The sequence below is a fragment of the Microvirga puerhi genome, assembly GCF_020089865.1.
GTDB lineage: Bacteria > Pseudomonadota > Alphaproteobacteria > Rhizobiales > Beijerinckiaceae > Microvirga > Microvirga puerhi.
Map to the genome: position 1 here is coordinate 81,828 of NZ_JAIRBM010000014.1, position 22,315 is coordinate 104,142.

Genomic DNA, 22,315 nt, shown 5'->3' on the forward strand with positions numbered 1-22,315 from the left:
CCCATCGTCAATCTTCTGCGGAGTGGCATGCAAGGGAGCCCCGCGATATGGTAGAGCTTAGTGTGACCTGCCCCGTACGCGCAAGAGGCAATAGGTAGGCTTTCTTCATGTCCGCCCTTCCCAATCGGCACAATGTCGGCATAGCTCTGTTCAATCAAAAAGGCCTCGTGCTGATTGCGCGCCGCCTGCGAGACGATGGGCCCGAGATCATTACGCCCGGACACGAATGGCAAATGCCGCAAGGCGGTGTCGATCCGCACGAGGAAACCCAGGCCGCAGCTCTGCGAGAATTGTGGGAGGAAACGAGCGTACGCAGCGTAAGTGTCCTGGCCTGCATGTATCCGGCGATGACTTATGATTTCCCGTCCTATTCCGGACCGCCTCACAAGCTCGCGGCATTCAGCGGGCAGCGTCAGATCTGGTATGCGATGCGTTTTCTCGGAGATGAAAGCGAAATCGATGTGACCGTTGGGCAGAACGGCGAGGCGGCCGAATTCGATATCTGGCGCTGGGCGCCGCTGAGCGAGACGGTCGACCTTGTCGTTCCATTCAAGCGTGCGATTTACAGCGCCGTCAACGACGCCTTTGCATGTTTTGCGCAGCCGGCGGTCTGAGATCCGCCGGGGAAGGAGACAGGAAGCCACAACCTGCCTCGCCATTGGCTCACCCCCAAGGCATCGAGAAGGTGCGGACATTCGTGAAACTCTTCATCGCTTCCCAAACGCCCTCCTTGTAACCATTGCCCGAGTCCTTAATCCCGCCGAACGGCGACATCTCGATCCGGTAACCCGGAACCTCCCAGATATTGACGGTCCCGACATCGAGCTCGTTGATGAAGCGCGTAATGTAGTCGAACCGGTTGGTGCAGACGCCCGATGACAGGCCATAGGCCGTTGAATTCGAGATCCGGATGACCTCATTGATATCGTCGGGCACCCTGATGATCGGGATGACCGGCCCGAATGTTTCCTCTCGGACCAATTCCGTATCGTAGGGAATATGATCGACGACGGTCGGAGGATAGAGTGCGCCCTTGCGATCATTGCCATGAAGGAGTCTGGCGCCGGCAGCGACGGCCTCGTTCACACGCTGCTCAAAGGTCTTCGCCGCCCCCTCGTGGATCACGGTCCCTATATCGACATCAGGGTCCATGGGATCGCCGCATTTGAGCTTCTTCGCCTTCTCGAGCACGAGAGCCGAGAATTCATCCGCGACGCTGCTCACCACGAGGATTCGCTTGACGGCCGTGCAGCGCTGCCCCGAGTTCTTGGTTGCTCCCTGGACGGCGAGATCGGCGGCCTTGTCCAGATCCGCATCCTCCATGACGATGAGCGGATCATTTCCGCCGAGTTCGAGGACGGTCCGTTTATATCCAGCCGTGGCCGCAATATGCTTGCCGACGCGGACCGATCCCGTGAAGGTGATGAGGTCTGCATCCGGATCAGTGATCATGGCATCACCCATCGTGCCTGGGTTGCCAGTAACGACCGAGAGCATCTCCGGAGGCAATCCAGCCTCGTAGAGTACATCCGCCAGCTTGAGCGCAGTCAGAGGAGTAAGCTCCGTAGGCTTCAGAACAAGCCGGTTGTTCGTTGCAATCGCCGGGGCGAGTTTGTGCGACACCATGTTCAGCGGATGATTAAATGGCGTGATGGCTGAAATGACGCCCATAAGCGGCATGCGCTGTGTGAAGATCTTGCGCTTCTTTCCGTTCGGGCTGATGTCACATGAGAAGGTCTCGCCATCATCGCGAACGATCAGCTGCGCGGCGAACGACCATACATCGTACGCCCTGCTTGCCTCGTAGAGCGCATCCTTCCAGCATAATCCCGATTCCGCCGAAATGAGCCGTGCAAACTCCTCCTTGCGATCACGGAGAGTTTCGGCCGTGCGCATCAGAATCTGCTGACGCTCATAGCGCGTCAGCTTCGATTTGAAGGAGCGGGCCTTTGCGAAGGCTTCGCGAACATGCTCTGGACGGGCAGAAGGAACGGTGCCGACAAGTTCGTTATTGTAGGGGTTGCGAACCTCGACGACGTCGTCACTCGTTACCTCCTTCCCGGCAATGCGCATGGTCTCTTTCAGAAAAGGGAGTTTGGCCGCTGCGTTCATAGGCGTTACTCCTGCGAGGCCAGATTGAGTGCAACGTCGAACACGTCGAAATTGCGTAAAGTCCGCCCTTCGGGCAAAGAGACTTTCCTGTTGACGATCATCGGAACCACCTGTTCCGTGAGGCCTCCGTGCGAGCGCAAGGGCTCGGTGAGGCCAGAAAGATCATGCCGCGCACGGCTTGTTCCAATGACCTTGTGGCGCGTCGTTATGGCAACGATGTCGCCTATCCGATCAGGCGGCAGATCGAAGCGCTCACATGCCTCCTCCTTGCTCAGGACGAGTTCGATGCCCTCGACCGCCGCTAGGTTCTTCATTATTCCAGCCCGGTCAGCGGGTTCCGGGAGATAGATGGTCGCGAAGGAGCCAAGAGCGCCGTGATGTGCGACATACGGGTCCGTGATCGGTAGGATGATCCTCGCGCCGTCGACCATCGCAACGCGGTCGCACCAATCCTGCAGATAGATGACATCCGGCTCCCCATTCGGGAGATGCTTGTCATTCATTCCATGATCGGCGGTGAGAGCGATGACGCAACCCAGCGCTTCCAATTTACCGACATAGCGATCGATCATCGCGTAAAAGGAGTTCGCGGTTTCGGATCCCGGAGCAGCCTTGTGCTGGATGTAATCGGTGGTCGAAAGGTACATGACGTCCGGGCGGAACGTCTTGAGAAGCTTCACGCCCGCAGCGAAGACGAACTCGGAGAGGTCGGCGGAGTAGACGTCCGGCAGCGGCATTCCCACGAAGTTCAGCACGTCTGCAATACCGTTCTCCTCCTTCGTGGCCCTATCGGCCTTCTCGGACGAGAAGGCGATCGCGCGCCCCGTAGACGGATCGAGGCCCTTCCCGAGGAGTGTCCGCAGCTTGTCCTTGGCAGTCACCACGGCAACTTTGGCGCCGGCATCCTGGAACGCCTTCATGATGGTATCCGCGCGCATGAACCGCACGTCGTTCATCATGACCTCTTCCCGGGCCTGAACGTCGTAGAAATAATTGCCCGCGATGCCGTGGACCGAGGGCGGACGCCCGGTAATGATGGAGATGTTGTTCGGGTTGGTGAAGCTCGGGATCACGCTCTTGGCGAGCAGATTGGATCCCGTCTTCATCATGCGATCGATGTTCGGAGCGAGGCCGGCCGCAATGGCAGCCTCGATGTAGCCCGGTTCCGAGCCGTCGATGCAGACCGCTACCGTCGGCGTCGTCGGAATGCGATAATTGCGCCCGTTCGCAATAACCTGGTTCGTTCGGTTGTGCGCGTTCATGGTGTCTCTCCTTACGCCGCGCTGCGCAGGGGCGTCGAAACCCCGAGATCGACCAGGACTTCGCGCACGGCCGCAAGAGCGGCATGCATGTCCTTAGGATAGAGCCGGCCGATGCAGCCAATACGGAAGGAATCCGCCACCGTCAGCTTCCCAGGATAGATGAGGAAGCCGCGCTCGCTCAGCCCATCGTAAAAGCGCTGGAAGTCGAAAGCGAGATCCTTCGGCATGTGGAAGGTCACGATGATCGGCGCCTGCAGATCAGGGGGGAGCAATGTGCTGAAACCAAGGTCTTGCATGCCCTCGACGAGGATGCGGCAGTTCTCCGCATAGCGTCCGCCTCGTCCCGCAACACCGCCTTCCGCCCAGAACTCTTCCAGGGCCTGATGGAAGGCGACGATGACATGAATGGGGGGCGTAAAGCGGAACTGGCCTGTTTTCTCGAAACCTTGCCATTGGTCGTGCAGATCCAGGACGAGGGAGGTCGCATTGCCCTTCGCACCTGCGATGACCTCGCGCTTCACGAGAACGAATCCAAGGCCTGGCACGCCCTCGATGCATTTGTTGGACGAAGCGGCGACGGCGTCGAAGCTTGTCGTCCGCGAGTCCAGCGGCAGAGCGCCGAAGGCACTCATGGCATCGATCAGGAGCCGCCTCCCATTCTGAGCCACGACATCGGCGACCGCCTCGACAGGATTTCGGACGCCGCTCGTGGTTTCGCAATGCACGACGAAAACGTGCGTAATGGCCGGGTCACCTTTCAGGATCGCGTTCACACGATCCGGATCGGGAGGAGTATCCTCCGGCGTTTCGTAGATCGCTGTCTCGCGATGGGCGATGTCGAGGATCCGCTTGGCGCGATGACCATAGGCGCCATTGATGAGCACGAGCACTTTGCCGTCAGCCGGAACGAGGCTGGTGAGCATTGCCTCAACAGCGAAGGTGCCGGATCCCTGCATCGGCACCGTGACATAGCTTCCTTCGCCGTGAATGATCTCAGGCAGGCGGGTCAGCACATCCTTGTTGATCTTGAGGAATGCCGCATCGCGCGAACCCCAGTCGTGGACCATCGCCTGCTTCACGGTCTTGGAGGTGGTCAAAGGCCCAGGGGTGAGAAGAAGGGGGTCGCCGGTTTCGGACTGCGCCCGGCGAGGCGAGAAAGACGACATTGCGGCATCTCCTGCATCCAATGGTCGGAGCGTGCGGCGGAGCTTGCCATAGGTCAAATACTTGTTATGAATGCATGGTATAGATTTTATCTATATAAGGCCGTGAATGAACCTGACCCTGCTACGGGCCTTCCACCAAGTTGGGCAGGAAGGCAGCTTCACCCGGGCCGCCATCGCTTCGGGCGTCAGCCAGTCCACCCTCTCGGCCCACGTCCGGGCGCTCGAGGCGGCGTATTCCGTCAATCTCTTCGACCGCCGATACCGGGGGGTCACCCTGACCCCGATAGGCCAGAATCTCCTCAGCATCACCACCCGCCTCTTCGCTGCCGAGGATGAGGCGGCTGCCCTGCTCGGCCGGGCGCGCAACCTGACTCACGGCCACCTGCGCGTGGCTGCGGACAGCGCAAACCACGTCATGCCTCTCCTCGTCCAGCTGAAGGCCGACCACCCGGGGCTCACCTTCTCGCTCACCGTCGGCAATTCGGCCGATGTGTTGCAGCAGATCCTGGACTACAAGGCCGATGTGGGGGTCATGGCGAAGAGCACCTCCGATCCACGCATACACAGTCTGCCGCTGCGCGTGGACAAGCTCGTCCTCTTCGTGCCGAAGACCCATGATTGGGGTCACAGAAATCAGGTTCTGCTGGAGGAGATCAATGGGCGCGCCCTCGTCATTCGCGAACGCGGCTCCATCACCCGTGAGGTTTTCGAAGCGGCGCTATCGGAAAAGGGGATTCGGCCCGGATCGGTGATCGAGGTGCAGACCCGTGAGGCGGTACAGGAGGCGGTTCTGGCGGGGTTTGGGATCGGTATCGTGTTCGAGAGCGAGGTGCGCAATCAGGGTGAGCTTCATACTCTGAAAGTCGACAACGTCCCGCTCTCCGTCGAGGAATATGTGGTCTGCCTCGAGGAGCGCCGCCGCGTGCCGCTCGTCTTTCGTTTCCTCGACATCGCCGAAAAGCTCGCCACTCCCCTGACGGCCAGATCCTTCGCATGACGCGAAAAGCGGCCTTCGGCATTTGCGCCGGCGGCGCATCCTCGGGATGCCTCAAGCACGCATCCGTGCGCTCGCGGGGTCATAGAATGGCCGGAGCTGGCAGCGGATGGGGACTTCCACGCCCGCGATGTCCACAGTAAAGCGCCGCTTCGCAATCCATTCCGCGTCGACTGCCTCCTCACGGCCATTGAGCCAGCCGAGGCCGACGATTCCACCAAGGGTGTATCCGTAGGCCGCGGACGTGACGTCACCCACAGCTGCCCCGTTCGCGCGGATCAGTTCGCCGCCCCAGGCAATGGGAGTGTCCGGGTTCTCGGCCAGGAAGGAAACGAGCCGTTTCATCAAAGGCCGCTGGCGAGCAGCCAGGAGTGCCGCGCGGCCGAGGAAGTCCCGACCCTTATCGGGGGCGACGGCAAAGCCGAGACCGGCCTGCCAGGCTGTCACATCCGGCGACAATTCCCGCCCCCATGCCCGGTAGCCCTTCTCGATGCGCAGCGAGTCGATGGCATAGTAGCCCGCAGGAACCAACCCGAGATCGGTTCCGGCACCGACGAGAATGTCATAGACCAGAACGGCGAATTCGGTTGGGATACACAGCTCCCAGCCCAGTTCACCCGCATAGGATCGTCGCGAGGCGAGAACCGTTGCATGGCCGATGCCGATTTCCCGGATGGCGCCAAAGGGGAAGGCCGCATTGTCGAAAGGGGCATCCGTCACACGCGACAGCAACTTGCGCGAATGCGGTCCCACCAGACCCAGAACCGCGAAGGCGGATGTAACATCGGTGACGGCCACGCAGGACGCCGTCGGGCTGTGCCGCATGATCCAATGCGCATCCCGCGTCGCCTGAGCGGTTCCCGTCACCAGGAGGAACCTGTCCTGGGCGAGACGCGCCACCGTGACGTCACTTTCAAAGCCGCCACGACTATTGAGAAGAGGCGTATAGACCGTCTGGCCCACCGGAACGGCGACGTCATTGGCGCAGAGATACTGAAGAGCCTCTTCCGCTCCCGGACCCTGCACCTGGAATTTCGCGAACGATGTCATGTCGAACAGCGCCACGGCCTCGCGGGCGGTGCGGTGTTCCTGGCCGACGCTCTCGAACCAGTTCTGGCGACCGAAGGAATAGTCGATGGCGCGGAACTGGTCCGGGGCAGCGAAGAAATTGGCTCGCTCCCAGCCCATTTTGGAACCGAAGACCGCACCCGACGCAGCAAGGCGATCATAGAGCGGCGACCGGCGGAACGGACGTGCGCTCTCCAACTCCCTATTAGGCCATGGCATGGCATAGTGCAGCCCGAGCACCTCCTTGACGCGTTCCTTCAGCCACGTCTTGTTGTTGTGGAAGCGTGCGAAGCGGCGGATATCGACAGGCCAGAGATCAAGGGTGGGCTCGCCTTCGACGATCCATTCCGCCAGCGCTCTTCCCGCACCGCCGCCGGAGGCAACGCCCATGGAATTGAAGCCCGCTGCGACGAAAACGCCGCGCACCTCCGGTGCCTCGCCCAGAATGAAATTGTTATCCGGCGTAAAGCTCTCCGGCCCGTTGAGGAAGGTCTTGATCGGCGCTGTCTCGAGAGCCGGAACCCGGACCAGCGCGTTCTGCATGAGGATTTCGAACTGGTCCCAGTCATCCGGAAGCAGTTGGAACTCGAAGGGATACGGAATTCCATTCATGCCCCAGGGTTTGGCATGGGGCTCGAAACCGCCCATGACGAGGCCCCCAACCTCCTCCTTGAAATAGATATATCCGTCGGGGTCGCGCAGCACTGGCAGATCGGGTGTCACGCCCGGGATGGCGCCGGTTACGATGTACATATGCTCGGCGGAATGGAGCGGAATGGTCACACCGCACATCCCACCCACATCACGCGACCACTGGCCTGCGCAGATGGCGAGAATCTCGCATCTGATCGTTCCATTGTCCGTCCTGACCGCAGTCACGGCTCCGTTCTCGACATCGATTGCCGTGACGCGGGTTTTCTCCAGGATGCGAACACCGCCGTCGCGTGCACCGCGTGCCAGCGCCTGTGTCAGATCGGCGGGGTTGGCCTTGCCGTCGCCGGGCAGCCAGGCTGCACCCTTGAGATCATCCGTCCGCATCAGCGGATAGAGCGCACCCGCTTCCGCGGCCGACAACAGCTCGATGGCAACGCCCTGGGCTCTGGCTGAGGATGCGGTGCGGCGCAGCTGGGTCATTCGCTCCTCGGTGCGAGCGACGCTGAGCGAGCCTGTCTGTTTCCAGCCCGTGGCGAGACCTGTTTCATGTTCCAGCTGAGCATAAAGCTCAGTCGAATACTGGATCAGCCGTGTGATGTTGCTATGCGACCGCAGTTGCCCGACCAGCCCTGCCGCATGCCACGTCGTGCCGCACGACAATCTCCCTTGCTCCACCAGCACGACGTCTCGCCAGCCAAGCTTGGCCAAATGATATGCAACGGATGTTCCGATAACGCCACCACCTATGATGACGACACGGGCATGACTGGGACAGGAGGAGGTCATGGCGGCGCGTTCCCTTGAGACCTTTCCCAAGCTGACGCATGCAAATTCTCAAATCAACACAAAAAACAACAAAAACTCACATCATGTGGTTAGGAGAGGAATTCCGCGCCGCTGGAGAGCATCGGCAATGGCTTTCGTCGGTGGCCGGTCAGTCACCAGTCCAGCGACATTCTCGTCTCCGGGAATGCGCAGGGCAGTCAAGCGGCCGAATTTCTCATGGTCCACCAGAAAGTAGGCCTCGTGTGCCACCGAGATCATGCGGGCGCGCTGCTCTGCTCCGATCCGGGTGTAGTCCGTCACCTCTCCCTTCGGCGAGACGCCGCCGACACCGATGAAGGCCATATCGACACGAAAGCGCGCAATAGCCTCCAGCATGTCGACGCCAACAGTCGCCTCCTCGCGTGGATCGACCTCGCCGCCGAGAAGGTGAACACGTGTGTCGGGCATTCGCGCCATCAGATGAGCGATCGACAGTGAACCCGTGCAGATTGTGAGATTCCTTCGCTCCTTGAGCGCTGACGCGAGGGCGAGGGTCGTCGTACCGGAATCGAGCAGCAGGACCATCCCGTCCTCGATGAGCGCAGCAGCCCGTTTCGCGATGGCAGCCTTGCCAGCGGCATTCGTCGTGACGCGCTCCTCATAGTCCGGTTCTATGCTTTCCCGGCGCGAAGCACCACCATGAATGACCTCGAGCTGTTTCCTGTCGGCCAGCTGCTTCAGATCCCGTCGGATGGTTTCGTGGGATACGCCGAAATAGGTTGCAAGTTCATTGACCGCGACGAAGCCATTCGTCGCGATGCGTTTGAGAATCTCGCCATGTCTCAGGGCAGCCAGTGGCTTCACCTGGGCGTTTCGAGCCAAAATCGTCCCTCCAGCAATGCTGGTCGGATAAGTGTAGCGAAGCTGGGATCATAGGAATAGCCACAAAATGTCACATTTTGCGACATATCCGGTCTTCCCCCAGCCTATGGACATGCTAGGCTCCTTTAGCGACCAAAGGGGCAAAGAGATGGGCAACAATGCAGCAACGATAAGGGGGGATGTCCCACACGAATCCGAGAGCGACACCAATGCGACGCCCTTGCGTGCGGCTTGGGCCACCGCGCATATCGACTCCGCGACCCGCGCCCTCCTGGACAGGGATTCGGACAGCTTCCTGCACCAATCCGTGTCAACACCGTGCCTCAATGCCATCCGCAGAGCAGAGGGCATCTACATCGAAGATCTGGCCGGACGGCGGTACATGGATTTCCATGGCAACAACGTTCATCATATCGGCTACGGGCATCCGCGACTGAAACGCGCCATTGTCGAACAGATGGATGCCCTTCCCTTCGCCCCCCGTCGTTTCACTTGTGAACCCGCGGTTGCCCTCGCGGAGAAGCTCGCATCGATCACGCCAGGCACCTTGTCCAAGGTCCTGTTTACGACTGGCGGCTCTGATGCTGTCGAGGTCGCCATCAAGATTGCACGGGCGGCAACCGGACGCTTCAAGACCTTGTCCTTCTGGGATGCTTTCCATGGGGCGGGTTTCGGTGCTGCAAGCGTTGGCGGAGAGGCCCTGTTTCGCGGCAGGCCGCACGGACCGCTGATGCCCGGCGCGGAACATGTTGCGCCTTTCGGCAGCTTAAATTGTCCTTATGGTGGTAAGACAGAACAGGAATCCGGCGATGCCTGTGCGCGCATGATTGACTATGTCTTGAGCCGTGAGGGAGATTTCGCGGCCTTCATTGCCGAGCCAATCCGTGCCGTTCCCTATGTGCCTCCACCTGATTTCTGGCGCAAGGTGCGCGACGCCTGCAACCGGACTGGGACGCTCCTGATCTTCGACGAGATTCCGACCGGTCTCGGCAAGACAGGGCACATGTTCTCTTGCGAACACTTTGGTGTGACGCCGGATATTCTCGTCCTTGGAAAGGGGCTTGGCGGCGGCCTCCTGCCGATAGCCGCAACGATCTGTAGGCCGGAGCTTGATGTTGGAGGCGCTTGGGCCTTCGGGCACTACACCCATGAAAAGAACCCGGTAACCACGAGGGCCGCCCTGGAGACCATCCGTATCATCGAGGATGAACACCTTGTTGAGAACGCGGCCTGCGTCGGTGCCCAAGCGCTCGCGCGGCTGCGCTCCTGGAATTCGCGCTTTCCATCGGTCGGTGACGTGCGTGGGCGAGGATTTCTGATTGGTATCGAGCTTCAGGATATTGAAGGGCTACCCGCCAGGCTCGTGGCAGAGCGCACGCTCTACAATGCCCTTGAACGAGGCCTGTCTTTCAAAACCACCATGGGAACCGTTCTAACCCTGACACCTCCACTCGTTACCACCCAGGAGGAGATGGAGAAAGCCCTCGATATCCTTGAAGAAGCGCTTGACCATGCGCTCCTATGAAGGAGTATTTCCGGAATGCCCCTGCCCTTTCCGAATGCCCGGTTCGTCATGATGGTCCTGTCTCGTGACCACGAGAGTCAGCATTGGGTCAGATTTCGTTGAAAAAGTCGGCATCCAAACGGACTGGGACAGCGATGCAGCTTGCCTTGTTGAGGTTAGGACTGTTGTGAGGTGTATCCTTCGGGCCTAGGCTCCTTGGGTCATTTGAGGCCGTGGTGAAGCGACCAGTCTGGCAAGCTTTCTCAGATTCTGAGCCGTTGCTGCTTGCCCTCCAACCCGAGACGGCAGAACCAGCTGTAGGTGAGGTTGAGGTGGACCTCCTCGCAGAGGCGTCGCTCGGAGCGGATGCCGAGGCAGTAGCCGATCAGCAGCATGCGGATCATCAACTCGGGATCGACGGAGGGCCGTCCGGTGGTGCTGTAGAAGCCAGCCAGATGCTGGCGCAATTCTGAGCAGTCGACGAAACAGTCGATGGAACGCAGCAGGTGATCGGACGGGACGTGATCCTCGAGCCGGAACTCGTAGAGCAAACTCTCCTGCATCACGAGACGCTCGCCCATCATGGCTCGATCCCCCTGCTGAGAGTGCCTCGTCAGGGAAGCACGAGGACTTTTTCGACGAAATCTGCCAAGAGCAAACTTTGTGGGCACGTCGCGGATACGTCCGCTTCGTTCTCATTACACTCGCTCAGCGGCAACAGTCGCACGGTTGAATACGGACGGACGTTCAGGTGATCGCTTACGTCCTCTTTCGACAAAAAGCTCTCATGCTTGAGACTTTAAGAAAGGGAGAACTTTGAGCAGCCACTGGAGGACGTCTGCCTGGAAAGAGACCCTGTCACTGTGGGTCTCAACTGGCCTTGGACGGCAGAGTGAAGAGCGATAGGAATCGCTTGGCTAACTTCCGATCTCCCTCGATCTGCAACAAGTCCAGCGCCGCGCCGCCGTAGACGACCGCCGCAACTTCCTTTGGCTCGCCAGTGATCAGCGCCACGCCCTCCTTCGCCGCTCCGCGCCGTATCTCGATAGCGCCGCTTGCTACTCGGGCCACATAAACCATCTCGCCAAAACGGAACGCGACGGTGCCTGCGAAGCCTTTTGCGCGCTCGGCATCCAGCATGGCAGTGAAGGACAACATGATCGATACGCCTGACAATGGCAGGGTTGGATCATGCTCTGGCGACCGTGCCGCCCATCGCCCCATTTCACGGATCAGCGGTGCCGTCTCCAGCCCCCATTCGGTCGCCTCATAGACCTGCACGGAGGCCGGCGGCGGGAGCTTGCGCCGCTGCACCAACCCACGGCTTTCCAGTTCCTTCAACCGCTGAGTCAGCACGTTGGCGCTGATCGCCGGCAGGTCCGCCCGTAGGTCGGAAAATCTCCGTGGACCCAGCAGCAATTCGCGCAGCACTAGCAGCGCCCAGCGCTCCCCGATCAGCTCCAGCGCATGCGCCGTCCCGCAGGCATCGTCGTATCCCTGCCTAGGCTCGCTTCGCCGCGTCTTAGTTGTTTTTTCTAACTTCACAGTTGCATTATATAACTCGCCGCGTCATGCTTCAAGGGCTATCGAGTCGAATGCCTGAGCCCAGCATGAAAGAAGGAGACGGAAAATGACCTACATCGAAGGGTTCATCGTCGCGGTGCCGATCGCCAACAAGGATGCGTATGTGGACCATGCGACTGGCTTCGCACCCCTGATCCGGGAGCTGGGGGCCACTCGGATGGTCGAAAGCTGGAGCGACGACGTTCCGGAGGGCAAAGTCACCGACTTCCGCAAGGCGGTCCAGGCCAAGGATGACGAAGCGGTGGTCTTCTCCTGGTTCGAATATCCTGACCGGGCCGCGCGGGATGCCGCGAACGAGAAGATGGGGAGCGATCCGCGCATGAAGGAAATGGGCGCGGCAATGCCCTTCGACGGCAAGCGCATGATCTACGGCGGCTTCGACACCATCGTCGATGAGCGTGGCTCGGGCACGGCCGGCTACACCGATGGCTTCGTGGTGCCGGTTCCGTCGGAGAAGAAGGCGGATTACCAGGCTTTGGCCCAGCGTATGGCCAGCAAGTTTAAGGAGTACGGTGCGGTCAGAGTGCTCGAGGCCTGGGGTGACGATGTGCCGACCGGCAAAGTGACCGACTACTGGCGCGCCGTGCAGGCCCAGCATGGGGAAGAGGTCGTCTATTCCTACATTCAGTGGCCCGACAAGGCGACCCGGAATGCGGGCTGGGCCAGGATGATGGCAGCGGATCCTGAGCAGAGCACTCCGATGCCGTTCGACGGCAAGCGCATGTTCTGGGGCGGCTTCCACCCGATCCTCGACACGGCGGCGGAGTAGGGACGATGGCCAACCCTGCGTGCAGCTTCATCTGGTATGAGCTGATGACCCCTGAGCCAGCCGGGTCCAAGCGCTTCTACGACGCGGTCGTCGCGGGCTGGACCATTGAGGCGCAGCCGTTCGGCGAGATGAACTACCGGCTGATTTCCCGAAGCGATGGCGGCAACAGCGGCGGGGTGTTACGGCTGACCGAGGAGATGCAGCGGCATGGCGCGCGGCCGTGCTGGCTCGGCTATCTCGGCGTCCCCGATGTCGATGCGGCGGTCGCCCGGGTCGAGGAGGACGGTGGCCGGACGCTGATGCCGGGCCGCGACATTCGCGGCGTCGGACGCATCGCCATGGTGACTGATCCCGACGGCGCGCCCTTCTACCTGATGACACCAACCCCGCCCGCCGGTCGGCCTGATATGGAGAGCGACGTCTTCTCCGTCGATCGTCCGCAGCACGTCCGCTGGAACGAGCTGCAGGCAAGCAACCAGGATCGGGCGGTCGCCTTCTACACCCAGCACTTTGGCTGGCGGCAGGAGGGCGCCATGGAAATGGGCGACTTCGGCTCCTACCGCTTCCTCTATCAGGGCGAGACCATGATCGGCGCCATCATGCCGAGGACGCCGCAGGCGTCCCAGGCTGCGTGGACCTTCTACATCGGAGTCGACGACATCGACCGGGCGGCGGACGCCGCGCGTGCCGGCGGTGGCACGATCCTTCACGGCCCCAACGAAATCCCGGGCGGCGAGTATTCGCTGACCGCTGTTGACCCCCAGGGCGCCGTCTTCGGATTGATAGGCCCGCGTCAGTGAGGAGAAATATTGTGGCCAGCGACAAGCTCATGACCTGCCTGTGGTTCGATCGCGGGGAAGCCCGCAAGGCTGCGGAGTTCTACGCCGCAACCTTTCCCGACAGCAGTGTTGGCGCTCCCATGCACGCCCCGTCAGACTTCCCGGGCGGGACAGAGGGCACCGAACTCACGGTCGAGTTCACCGTGCTCGGCCGGCCGTTCGTCGGCCTGAACGGCGGACCCAATTTCAAGGCCAATGAGGCGGTCAGCTTCATGGTCCTGACCGACGACCAGGAAGAAACCGACCGTTATTGGAATGCCATCGTCAGCAATGGCGGGCACGAAAGCGCTTGTGGCTGGTGCAAGGATCGCTGGGGCTTTTCGTGGCAGATCACGCCCCGTGCGCTGCTGCGGGCTAACAGCAATCCTGACAAGGCCGCGGCTAGGCGAGCGTTCGAAGCGATGATGACGATGCGCAAGATCGACATCGCCCGGATCGAGGCTGCGGAGCGCGGTGTAGCCGTCAATGCGTAAAGTCATCGGCTCCCTTTTCCAGTCTCTCGACGGCGTGATCCAAGCACCAGGTGGGCCGGAGGAGGACCAGACCGGCTTTGCGCACGGCGGCTGGGCGTTTCCCTATTTCGACGACACGCTGGACGAGCCGATGGGGCGGCTGCTGGGCGGCAGCTCTGAGCTGCTGCTAGGCCGGCGAACCTACGAGATCTTCGCCGCCTATTGGCCGCACAACGGCGACCAGCCGATCGGCGAGACGTTCAATGCCGTTCGAAAACACGTCGTGACATCGTCCGACCGGCCGCTGACATGGAACAACAGCCAACGCCTCCTCGGCGATCCCGCCGAGGCTGTCGCGCGCCTCAAGGCCAGCGATGGACCGGACCTGCTTATCCAGGGCAGCAGTATGCTCTACCAGGCGCTGCTTCCCGCAGGCCTTGTCGATCAGCTGGCATTGATTACCTTCCCGGTTATGCTTGGACGCGGCAAGCGCTGGTATTCGAGCGATCCGGCGACAGCGCGTTCATGGACGCTGGTCGAGCAGACGCACTCGCCGAAGGGCGTCCACTTCGCATCGTTTGCGCGTAATGGAGAGGTTCGCGTCGGCAGTTTTGCCACAAAACCCCCAAGCGATGACGAACTTGCGCTCCGTCAGCGTCAAGCGGACGGTCGCTGGTGAACCTGCAGCTCGTCGGCCACCCATTCAGGAGAAGGGGCTGATCGCGCTATGGGCGGACCAGGAGAGCATGAGGTTTTGTGGGGCAGTTTATGGAACGCTGAGGGCAGTCGTCATTGACGGGCTCATAAACGTCTTGAGATGGCGGGTTCCTGAAACGGATGTGTCACTGGGTGCCCCACAGATGCTTATGCTTCCTCGCCATCTCGGTGACCGTCAGATTCTCCATCGTCACTTTGCCTTTAATTTTGAGCTTCGTCGGGTTGGGTGTCGAAAAGCGACATTCTTTGCCCTTCAAGGCGAGAGGCCGCTCAGGTTTGTTCGCTGCTCTTGGATCCCTGCCTGTGACCGCGGTGCTGGATCCGGCGCGCGAGACGATCGACGGTGGCGCCAACGGGCTTGCTGGTGACAGCTCCGGAGCAAGGCAACCTGGGCGGCCTCTGTCAGGTCCCGTTCCATCGCAGCCAGCCGCACGCCCCTGTCAACGCTGACTCACTTTTAGGGGGAAAAACTCAATTTTATCGGCAAAATCTCACATCGAGCGGCAAAGGCTTGCCAGTGATGGTGTTGAGTTCCTTATCTCGCCTTGAGGAGCAAAGCGACAGCAGGCCTGAGCGTCGTAGATTTTGCGTGGACTTGTGAGTAATGAAGCTTGACCGCCGAGGCCGAGCACAAATCTGTCGATTTTAGGCAAGTCGATGCAATTTCATCTGGCGGAGATCTTCGTGATTGGGCACGCGAACATGATCTGGTGCCGGACATTTGGAAACACCACAGTCGGTTTGAGGTGATTGGAGTCTATTCAACGCTATGCGAGCCAAAGCACTAAAAGAGCCTTTTCGCATCGGGCGGTCCGAAACCGGTCTCGGCCTGTTTGCGGCAGACGTAATTGAGAAGGGCACGTTCATCATCGAGTACGTGGGCCCGCGGGTCTCAAACGAGGAAGTCCATCGCCGCCGAGGCACACGCTATCTGTTTGAGATCAACAGTCGCTGGACCATAGACGGGTCGCCGCGCTGGAATACGGCCCGCTACATCAATCATGCCTGTCGGCCGAATGCCGAAGCGGTAGTGTCCCGGGGCCGGATCCGCATCAGGGCCATCAAACGCATTAAGCCTGGCGATGAGATCACCTACAATTACGGCAAGAACTATTTCGACATGTTCATCAAGCCGATCGGCTGCAGGTGCTTGTCTTGTAGACGGCGTCATCGAAGCTTGTGAAGTATTTGGGCCCTCGATGACCGCCATTTGATGTTGTTCGAGGTTGATACTCCAGTCTTGCCTGCACGCGGATTTCGGGAGCGATCATTGTTGAACATGGTGGGCAGCAGAGATCCTGTTCAGGGTCTTCGGTATTCCCGCCGGCGTCCTAAAACAGTCAAGTCCGCCTCAAGAACTCCAGCCCGGGCGGTAGGTCATGCCCCTGTCGCGCAGGCCTCATGGTCTTGATGGAAGGTCGTCGTTTCAGTGGCACCTCGTCGGTGATCCAGGCAGATTTCCCGTCAGAGGTCTCCAGTGGGAGAGCATGAGGTTTCGTGGGGCAGATATAGACCGCTTGAGGGCAGTCCCATTCGACGCAAAGGTCAACGTGTTGCAGGGGCGGGCTCGTGAAGCACCCATGACTGAATGCCCCACAAAACCTCATGCTCTCCTGGTTCGGTGATAGATCACGATCGTTTGGCCTTCGATGGTGCGCCGACCCATGCCGTTTCGGCGGAGGGGCCCAACTTGGCTGCCGGCACCAAGCTGACGCTCAGCATCCGCCCCGAAGATGTCGTCGTCTCATCCGATACGAAGCATGGTGGCCTGGCCGTTTCTATCGACCTGATCGAGGAGCTCGGGAGTAGCCGAGTCGCCTATTGCCCGGTTGGTCCGCAAGAGCTCGCCGTTGAATTGCCGAGGAACGCAGAGAATTTCGATCACCGCACCATCTGTCTCGAATGTCCGGCGAGGAGGCTGCATGCCTTCGACCGGGAAACCGGCAAACGGTTGGCTGGGCCCCCGCAAATCGTCGACCTGCGCCAGGAACCCTTGGTAGCGTGACTGAGCTTCGTGATGCGATGATCTGGCAGGTCGCTCGCGGAACTAATGTGGAGCGGTCGTGTCTTAACGGGTTCTGATGGGATCCCCAGCTTTTGACAAGCCGGCGCTGAGCGGCTTTGCCGGTCTGGAATTCTGAGACGGAGGGAACCCTTCAGGCGGCTGATATACCACTGCGTCAGAGCCGATCATGGCTCCGACGCAAACAGCAGCCCCGGCTAGACGTTCTGCTCGCCGGCACGGGTCTTCTTAACGTGGCGTGACGTCGAAGCCGAAATACTTCATCGACAGCTTCTCGATAGTTCCATCGGCCTTCGCCTCTGTGATGGCCTTGTCGAACATGGCCTTCAGCTCCGGATCGCTCTTGCGAAGGCCGACCGAGCTTCCGCGACCCAGCATGCCGCCCTGGAAGCGCGGCCCGACGAGGGTCATCTCCTCGTTGCCGGATTTCGCAGCCGCACCGGACAGGTAGGCGGTCGAGGCCATGATGACATCGATGCGTCCCGCCGTGAGATCGAGATCATGCTGCTCTGTCGTCTTGTACTCGCGGATTTCCGCCGTGCTCTTCAGATATTTATCGAGGAAGTTCGCCGCGATCGACGAGCCCTGCACGCCGATGACCTTGCCCTTCAGGACAGGCTTCAACTCGTCGATGGCGGCAGCGGCACCCGCTTCATTACTCGACAGCGAAAACACCCTGTCCTTCAGGGGCATGTTTGCGAGCGGGCTCGATTTCAGGACCGCGAAGGTCTGGCCAGTCGTGCCGTAGGGCTGGGTGAAGGCCATGACTTCTTCGCGCTTGGCGGTCGCTGACATGCCGGCCATGATGGCATCGAACTTGCCGGCATTCAGCGCCGGGATGATGCCATCGAAGGACTGCGCCTCGATCGAGCATTCGACCTTCATGCGTTTGCAGAGATCCTTGTAGAGATCGATCTCGAAGCCATCCAGCGTGCCATCCGGTTTCGTGAAGTTCCACGGGGTGAACGCTCCTTCCGTCGCAATGCGGATCTTTGTCCAGGTCTTTTCCTGTGCTTGAGCGCCCAGCGCAAAGACCGGACAGGTGCCAGCCAAGGCAAGCATTGTCGTCAACACAATCTTCTTCACTGCTCTCGTCCTCCACACCTGCCCTGCTAAATGGGTCGGGCCGTTTCTTGGCGATCCTTTGTTGCTTCAGATGTTCGTAAGGCCGCTAAGTCGCGTGGCCTTACATATTGGCTACCTGCGGCTGCTTACTGCGACGAAGCGGCAGCAGGCGATAGGCTTGGTGTCAGATCAAGCTTGCTCCACTTCACTGAAAGCTTGCGGATTGTGCCGTCCTCCGCTGCGGCACGGATCGCCTCGTCAAACTTGGCCTTCAACTCGGTCTCGCCTTTGCGCATGCCGAGGGCGACATCCGTGGCCAGCATTGCCCCTCTCATAAATGGGCCGGTCATGACGAGATCCTGGTTTTCGGATTTGCCCAACGCGGTCGTCGCATAGACGCCGCTGTCGAACCCGGCATCGATGCGGCCTGCGGTGATGTCGAGGTCGCGTTCGGCCGAGGTCTTGTACGTGCGGACATCCACATCATTGCCGAAGTAAGCGCGGATCAGTTGTTCCTGGCTTGTCGACTGAACGACGCCGACCGTCTTTCCCTTCAGGATCTCTCGGATCCGGGTCATCACGGGGTCGGCAGCGTTCTTGTCGTTGAGGTTCAGGCGCTCGCCTGTCATCGGCATTGTCGCGATCGGGCTGCCTTTGAGGGTCAGGAAAGTCGCGACTCCGCTTGCATAGGGAATGGTAAAGTCGACCACCTTCTTGCGCGTCTCATTGATCCCAAGCGTCAGCACGAGGTCGAACTTGCCCGCATTGAGACTCGGAATGAGGCTCGACCACTCGCCCGCGATGAGCTCGCATTGGACCCGCGCTCGCCGGCAAAGGTCTTCCGTCAGATCAATGTCGTAGCCGGACAGCTTGCCATCGGGGCTGATCATGTTCCAGGGCGGAAAGGCACCCTCGACGCCGATCTTCACCTTCGTCCAGTCCTTGGCATGAACCACGGTCCCGCCGAGTGCCACAGCAGCCGCAATAACGGCCGAAAAGAGCTTGATCTTCCTCATTCTGCAATCCTGGTTGGCCGCTGGTGCGTCAGCGACGGGTTTGTCACGGGGATCATGCTCCCCTCGCGTGATCGAGGAGTTGCACCTCAATGGCTTCATTGGCCTGCCGCAGCGCATGGGCAACCCGGTTGCGGGTCTGCCGAGCATGTACGACGTAGAAAGGTAGATCCGTTGAGCGGGCGTCTTGCCGGGCCAGCTCACGCAGTCCCTCCAAGGCCAGCCATGCGGGATGCGGCATGGCAGAGTCGTGGTGGAAGCGCTCGCCGGTCGTGTAATTGATCGGCACCAATGCCCGTGCGACCTGCATCAGCGTCTGGTTGATCCTCTCGGCATCCCGATCCGACGCAGTCGATGCCATCGCCGTCAGGGCTGCGGCGTGCCTGCGAAGCGTCTCTGCGGCGCGCTTGAGACCGTCGATTGGAAGGATATCGGCGAGCTCATCGTCCAGAGGGGCGAGTTCGGCCAACAGGGCATCCGCATACGCCGTATAGTCGAGCGGCAGCACACGTTCCTTCAAGAGGCGATCGAGAACCCACAAGATGATCTTGGTGTCGCGCGCGAGGTTATCTGGGTCGATGTGCTCGAACAGGTCGTGCGGCGTGTGCCACCACCAGCCCAGCGCCGTGAGCATCTTGACCGGGCCCGGCGGCTGATGGCTGAGGCTGCCGAACATGGATGGGATGCCGACACCCCAGAAGGACTGGTCAGCCGCCCTCCCCTGGCGCCGCCCGGCATGGATCTGACCTGTCACCGCCTTTACGGCATCGGCTGCGACACCCTTGAGCTCATCGATCACGCCGGAGTTGGTCAGGATGGTGGCCCCCTCGCCTCCTGTCGAATCCACGTTGACATGGGCAACGCAGCGCCGGTCAAGGTCATCCCAGTATTCATCGGCATACCAGGCGGAACCCGAGTAGCGCCCATGCGAATGACCGGACCAGAAGCAGATCCGAAGACCACGCCTCCAATCGGCGCGTCTCTCCGCGAGCAACCGTGCGGCTTCAAGCATGGTGGCATTCGCTCCACCGTTATCCATGACGCCATAGTGCCAAGTGTCGTGATGCCCGGAGAGCAGGACAAAGGGACTGTCAGGGTCACCCGTCGGGGCTTCGAGGTCCGCCACCAGCAACGGTGTCTTGCGCCATCCGGTATCGACCTCGGTTCTCAACGAGGCCCGGACCGTCTCGCCGTTCAAGCAGCGCTCGCGCAGGATCGCGCCGTCGTCACGGCTGATCGTGCAGATTGCGGTGCTGGGAAGGTGCGCTCGCGTATGCTGGGATGGATTGCCCCAGACGGGCGAGACGCACATCTCGTAGAGATGCTCGTTGGGACTGATATGAATTTGCCCAAGGGCTCCAGCGCGAGATGCGAAAGCTGCGACATCTTCCGTGGCGATGCCGTCGACAAGCACAATCCTGCCACGGACGTCCTGCCGGGTGATGGCTGCCTCATCGCCCTCCCCGACATAGACCAGATCGGCCGTCAGGCCGTCCTGCGGCGTCGGCACCGACATCGAGTGGGTGATGCTCTTGAGTTCGTGGCCATCGATCAGCACCCGTGAGCGGATTGGCAGGCTGATATAGGCATCATGAAAGATCAGCTGCGTCCGATAACCGAACTGCTCCATCTGCCTCTGGAGATAGCGAAAGCTTTCAAGCTCCTCCGGTGTGCCGGAGAGCTTCACCCGGCGAGCAAACTCACGGAGATGGCCCATCAGCCTTGTCGGCTCTACAGTCGCGCCCAGAGAGCTCGTTCCGGCAGGCCCGGAACTGGAGGAGCGCTGCAGTTCAGACATCGGTGGATCTCTCGGGAATGGGTGGATTCACGTCATCCGGGATGGGGTTGACGAAGGCCGTGCCGGACAACCGCTGCCGGAAATCGGCCTTCGCCTCGTCGATCAAAGCCGGATTTTCGAAGAGATCGACAGCCGTGCCGGCCATCACTTTAGCCGCATGTTCCATTCCCTTATGCGCCGCAGGTGCTTTCCCCTGGGCCACAAGCTGCCAGGAGTGCCCCGGCGTGCCAATGGCGTAGGTGGCGCCGCGCATCTGGACTGTCGGAACGACCCAGCTGACGGTGCCCACGTCAGTGGATCCTACGAGGGTGCCATCCCCGTTTTCGGGCGGGAAGATGGTATCGCAGAGCGGAACTCCCATCCGAGGTTTAACGCCGAAACGAGCAAAGGACGATCTGATGTCCTCATCCGTCAGGGTCTTCTGGATTTCCGCAGCAAAGGCTTTGTCTCGTTCGTCGAATACGGGGGGCCGAGCCGCTCCAAATTCTGGTGCATCAGCTGTTCGAGTGGCGTGTTGCCAATGAGATTGGCGTCGCCACTGACAATCTCGCTGCGCACCGTCGTTTCGGTCATCAGCGCCGCACCCTCGGCAATCTTCTGGACCCGCCTCAGCAATCCTTGCATTTCCGGCAGGTCGCGCGCACGGATCAGATAGCGGACTGTCGCGCGAGCCTGCACCACGTTCGGCGCCGAGCCCCCCGTATCCGTCACGGCATAGTGGATGCGCGCCGTGCTGGGCATGTGCTCGCGCATATAATTGACGCCGACATTCATGAGCTCCACTGCGTCGAGCGCGCTGCGGCCCAAATGCGGGGAGGCCGCCGCATGCGAAGAACGGCCGCTGAAGTGGAAATTGATCTCATTGCAGGCAAGTGAGATCGGATTGTTGATGCCTGCAAAGGCTGCGGGATGCCAGGAGATGGCGACATCGACATCGTCGAAGACGCCCGCCCGCACCATGAAGCCCTTTGCGGAGCCGCCCTCCTCGGCTGGGCAGCCATAGTAGCGCACGCGCCCCTTTAGACCATGGACCTCAAGATATTCCTTGACTGCGGTCGCAGCCATGAGAGAGCCGCTGCCGAGCAGGTTGTGCCCGCAGCCATGACCATTGCCGCCTGCGTTGACCGGCTTCTGCTCTGCAATTCCCGCTTCCTGGCTGAGGCCCGGCAGAGCATCGTATTCGCCCAGAATGGCAATTACAGGTCCGCCCTCGCCCGCCTCGCCCATGACAGCGGTCGGAATGCCCGCGACCCCGCGCGCAATCCGAAATCCCTGCTGCTCGAGCATCGCCGTGTGCTCGGCACTGGATTGATATTCCTCATAATTGAGTTCCGGCATCTCCCAGATGCGGTCGCTGAGAGCAAAGAACGCCTCGCGCTTGGCTTCGACCAGATCCCAGATATGGGAGGAGTTTTTCGCGGACACGGCCTGATCTCATTCCTAGCATGACACCTTGTTTCGAGGCCGGGCGGCTTCAGAAGTGAGGCGCCTAGATGTTTTCCAAAATTGGTACCAATATGATGCATGGGTATGGAAGGGACGCAAGAGGGCTTCTAGTAGCAATTTTGCGGTGGTGCCGAATTCTGTCTAAAGGGCAAGAAACCCCGACGGTCAGCGATGGAAGGACACGACGTGGCGACAACCGACT

Annotated in this window: 18 protein-coding genes and 2 pseudogenes; 9 read left to right on the forward strand and 11 right to left on the reverse strand. The window is 60.5% G+C overall.

The window, feature by feature from the left end:
* Window positions 1–107 precede the first annotated feature (107 nt).
* A complete protein-coding gene (locus tag K9B37_RS17380) occupies window positions 108–614 on the forward strand; it encodes an RNA pyrophosphohydrolase (RefSeq protein ID WP_224314796.1) in 507 nt (168 codons plus the stop codon).
* 49 nt (window positions 615–663) lie between these two features.
* Here K9B37_RS17380 and phnY read toward each other — a convergent pair whose 3' ends face one another.
* The 3 genes from phnY to K9B37_RS17395 are packed head-to-tail and all read right to left on the reverse strand — an operon-like array spanning window position 664 to window position 4,540.
* Window positions 664–2,112, reverse strand: coding sequence for a phosphonoacetaldehyde dehydrogenase (gene phnY, locus K9B37_RS17385; protein WP_224314797.1), 1,449 nt, complete (start codon window positions 2,110–2,112; stop codon window positions 664–666).
* Between the two features lie 5 nt (window positions 2,113–2,117).
* Complete coding sequence (gene phnA / locus K9B37_RS17390) at window positions 2,118–3,374, reverse strand: phosphonoacetate hydrolase (RefSeq protein ID WP_224314798.1); 1,257 nt, start codon at window positions 3,372–3,374, stop codon at window positions 2,118–2,120.
* An 11-nt stretch (window positions 3,375–3,385) separates the two neighbouring features.
* Complete coding sequence (locus K9B37_RS17395; RefSeq protein WP_224314799.1) at window positions 3,386–4,540, reverse strand: 2-aminoethylphosphonate--pyruvate transaminase; 1,155 nt, start codon at window positions 4,538–4,540, stop codon at window positions 3,386–3,388.
* Window positions 4,541–4,646: 106 nt separating this feature from the next.
* Between K9B37_RS17395 and K9B37_RS17400 the strand changes: the two genes are divergently transcribed.
* Complete coding sequence (locus K9B37_RS17400; RefSeq protein ID WP_224314800.1) at window positions 4,647–5,537, forward strand: LysR substrate-binding domain-containing protein; 891 nt, start codon at window positions 4,647–4,649, stop codon at window positions 5,535–5,537.
* A 51-nt stretch (window positions 5,538–5,588) separates the two neighbouring features.
* Here K9B37_RS17400 and K9B37_RS17405 read toward each other — a convergent pair whose 3' ends face one another.
* Both K9B37_RS17405 and K9B37_RS17410 read right to left on the reverse strand, forming a co-directional pair.
* Window positions 5,589–8,042 carry a GcvT family protein gene (locus K9B37_RS17405; protein WP_224314801.1) on the reverse strand — a complete coding sequence of 818 codons (2,454 nt, stop codon included), beginning with the start codon at window positions 8,040–8,042 and terminating at the stop codon, window positions 5,589–5,591.
* 81 nt (window positions 8,043–8,123) lie between these two features.
* Complete coding sequence (locus tag K9B37_RS17410) at window positions 8,124–8,903, reverse strand: DeoR/GlpR family DNA-binding transcription regulator (protein WP_224314802.1); 780 nt, start codon at window positions 8,901–8,903, stop codon at window positions 8,124–8,126.
* 148 nt (window positions 8,904–9,051) lie between these two features.
* Between K9B37_RS17410 and pbfA the strand changes: the two genes are divergently transcribed.
* Window positions 9,052–10,428, forward strand: a complete 1,377-nt coding sequence (gene pbfA / locus K9B37_RS17415) for a (R)-1-hydroxy-2-aminoethylphosphonate ammonia-lyase (protein WP_224314803.1) — start codon at window positions 9,052–9,054, stop codon at window positions 10,426–10,428.
* Between the two features lie 266 nt (window positions 10,429–10,694).
* Here pbfA and K9B37_RS17420 read toward each other — a convergent pair.
* Together K9B37_RS17420 and K9B37_RS17425 are read right to left on the reverse strand one after the other, a co-directional pair.
* Window positions 10,695–10,991, reverse strand: a pseudogene (locus K9B37_RS17420) (transposase); the annotation flags it as partial.
* Window positions 10,992–11,277: 286 nt separating this feature from the next.
* Window positions 11,278–11,952, reverse strand: coding sequence for a winged helix-turn-helix transcriptional regulator (locus K9B37_RS17425; protein WP_224314804.1), 675 nt, complete (start codon window positions 11,950–11,952; stop codon window positions 11,278–11,280).
* 85 nt (window positions 11,953–12,037) lie between these two features.
* On the opposite strand from K9B37_RS17425, the gene K9B37_RS17430 reads away from it, so the two are divergent.
* The 6 genes from K9B37_RS17430 to K9B37_RS17455 all read left to right on the forward strand — a co-directional run bounded on the left by K9B37_RS17430 (window position 12,038) and on the right by K9B37_RS17455 (window position 16,773).
* Window positions 12,038–12,760 carry a DUF1428 domain-containing protein gene (locus tag K9B37_RS17430; protein ID WP_224314805.1) on the forward strand — a complete coding sequence of 241 codons (723 nt, stop codon included), beginning with the start codon at window positions 12,038–12,040 and terminating at the stop codon, window positions 12,758–12,760.
* Window positions 12,761–12,765: 5 nt separating this feature from the next.
* On the forward strand, window positions 12,766–13,560 hold the full coding sequence (locus K9B37_RS17435) for a VOC family protein (RefSeq protein ID WP_224314806.1): 795 nt from the start codon (window positions 12,766–12,768) through the stop codon (window positions 13,558–13,560).
* A gap of 11 nt (window positions 13,561–13,571) precedes the next feature.
* A complete protein-coding gene (locus K9B37_RS17440) occupies window positions 13,572–14,072 on the forward strand; it encodes a VOC family protein (RefSeq protein ID WP_224314807.1) in 501 nt (166 codons plus the stop codon).
* Window positions 14,065–14,730, forward strand: coding sequence for a dihydrofolate reductase family protein (locus tag K9B37_RS17445; protein ID WP_224314808.1), 666 nt, complete (start codon window positions 14,065–14,067; stop codon window positions 14,728–14,730). Before K9B37_RS17440 ends, K9B37_RS17445 begins: the two co-directional genes overlap by 8 nt.
* Window positions 14,731–15,537: 807 nt before the next feature.
* Window positions 15,538–15,951, forward strand: coding sequence for an SET domain-containing protein (locus tag K9B37_RS17450; RefSeq protein ID WP_224314809.1), 414 nt, complete (start codon window positions 15,538–15,540; stop codon window positions 15,949–15,951).
* A gap of 507 nt (window positions 15,952–16,458) precedes the next feature.
* Window positions 16,459–16,773, forward strand: coding sequence for a TOBE domain-containing protein (locus tag K9B37_RS17455; RefSeq protein WP_224314810.1), 315 nt, complete (start codon window positions 16,459–16,461; stop codon window positions 16,771–16,773).
* A gap of 246 nt (window positions 16,774–17,019) precedes the next feature.
* On the opposite strand, the gene K9B37_RS17460 is transcribed toward K9B37_RS17455, so the two are convergent.
* The 4 genes and pseudogenes from K9B37_RS17460 to K9B37_RS17475 form a co-directional block, all read right to left on the reverse strand.
* Window positions 17,020–17,853, reverse strand: a complete 834-nt coding sequence (locus K9B37_RS17460) for a transporter substrate-binding domain-containing protein (protein ID WP_224314838.1) — start codon at window positions 17,851–17,853, stop codon at window positions 17,020–17,022.
* A gap of 149 nt (window positions 17,854–18,002) precedes the next feature.
* Window positions 18,003–18,872, reverse strand: a complete 870-nt coding sequence (locus K9B37_RS17465; protein ID WP_224314811.1) for a transporter substrate-binding domain-containing protein — start codon at window positions 18,870–18,872, stop codon at window positions 18,003–18,005.
* Window positions 18,873–18,924: 52 nt separating this feature from the next.
* Complete coding sequence (locus K9B37_RS17470) at window positions 18,925–20,667, reverse strand: M28 family peptidase (protein WP_224314812.1); 1,743 nt, start codon at window positions 20,665–20,667, stop codon at window positions 18,925–18,927.
* Window positions 20,660–22,092: pseudogene (locus K9B37_RS17475) on the reverse strand (M20 family metallopeptidase). Before K9B37_RS17475 ends, K9B37_RS17470 begins: the two are co-directional and overlap by 8 nt.
* Between the last annotated feature and the right edge of the window lie 223 nt (window positions 22,093–22,315).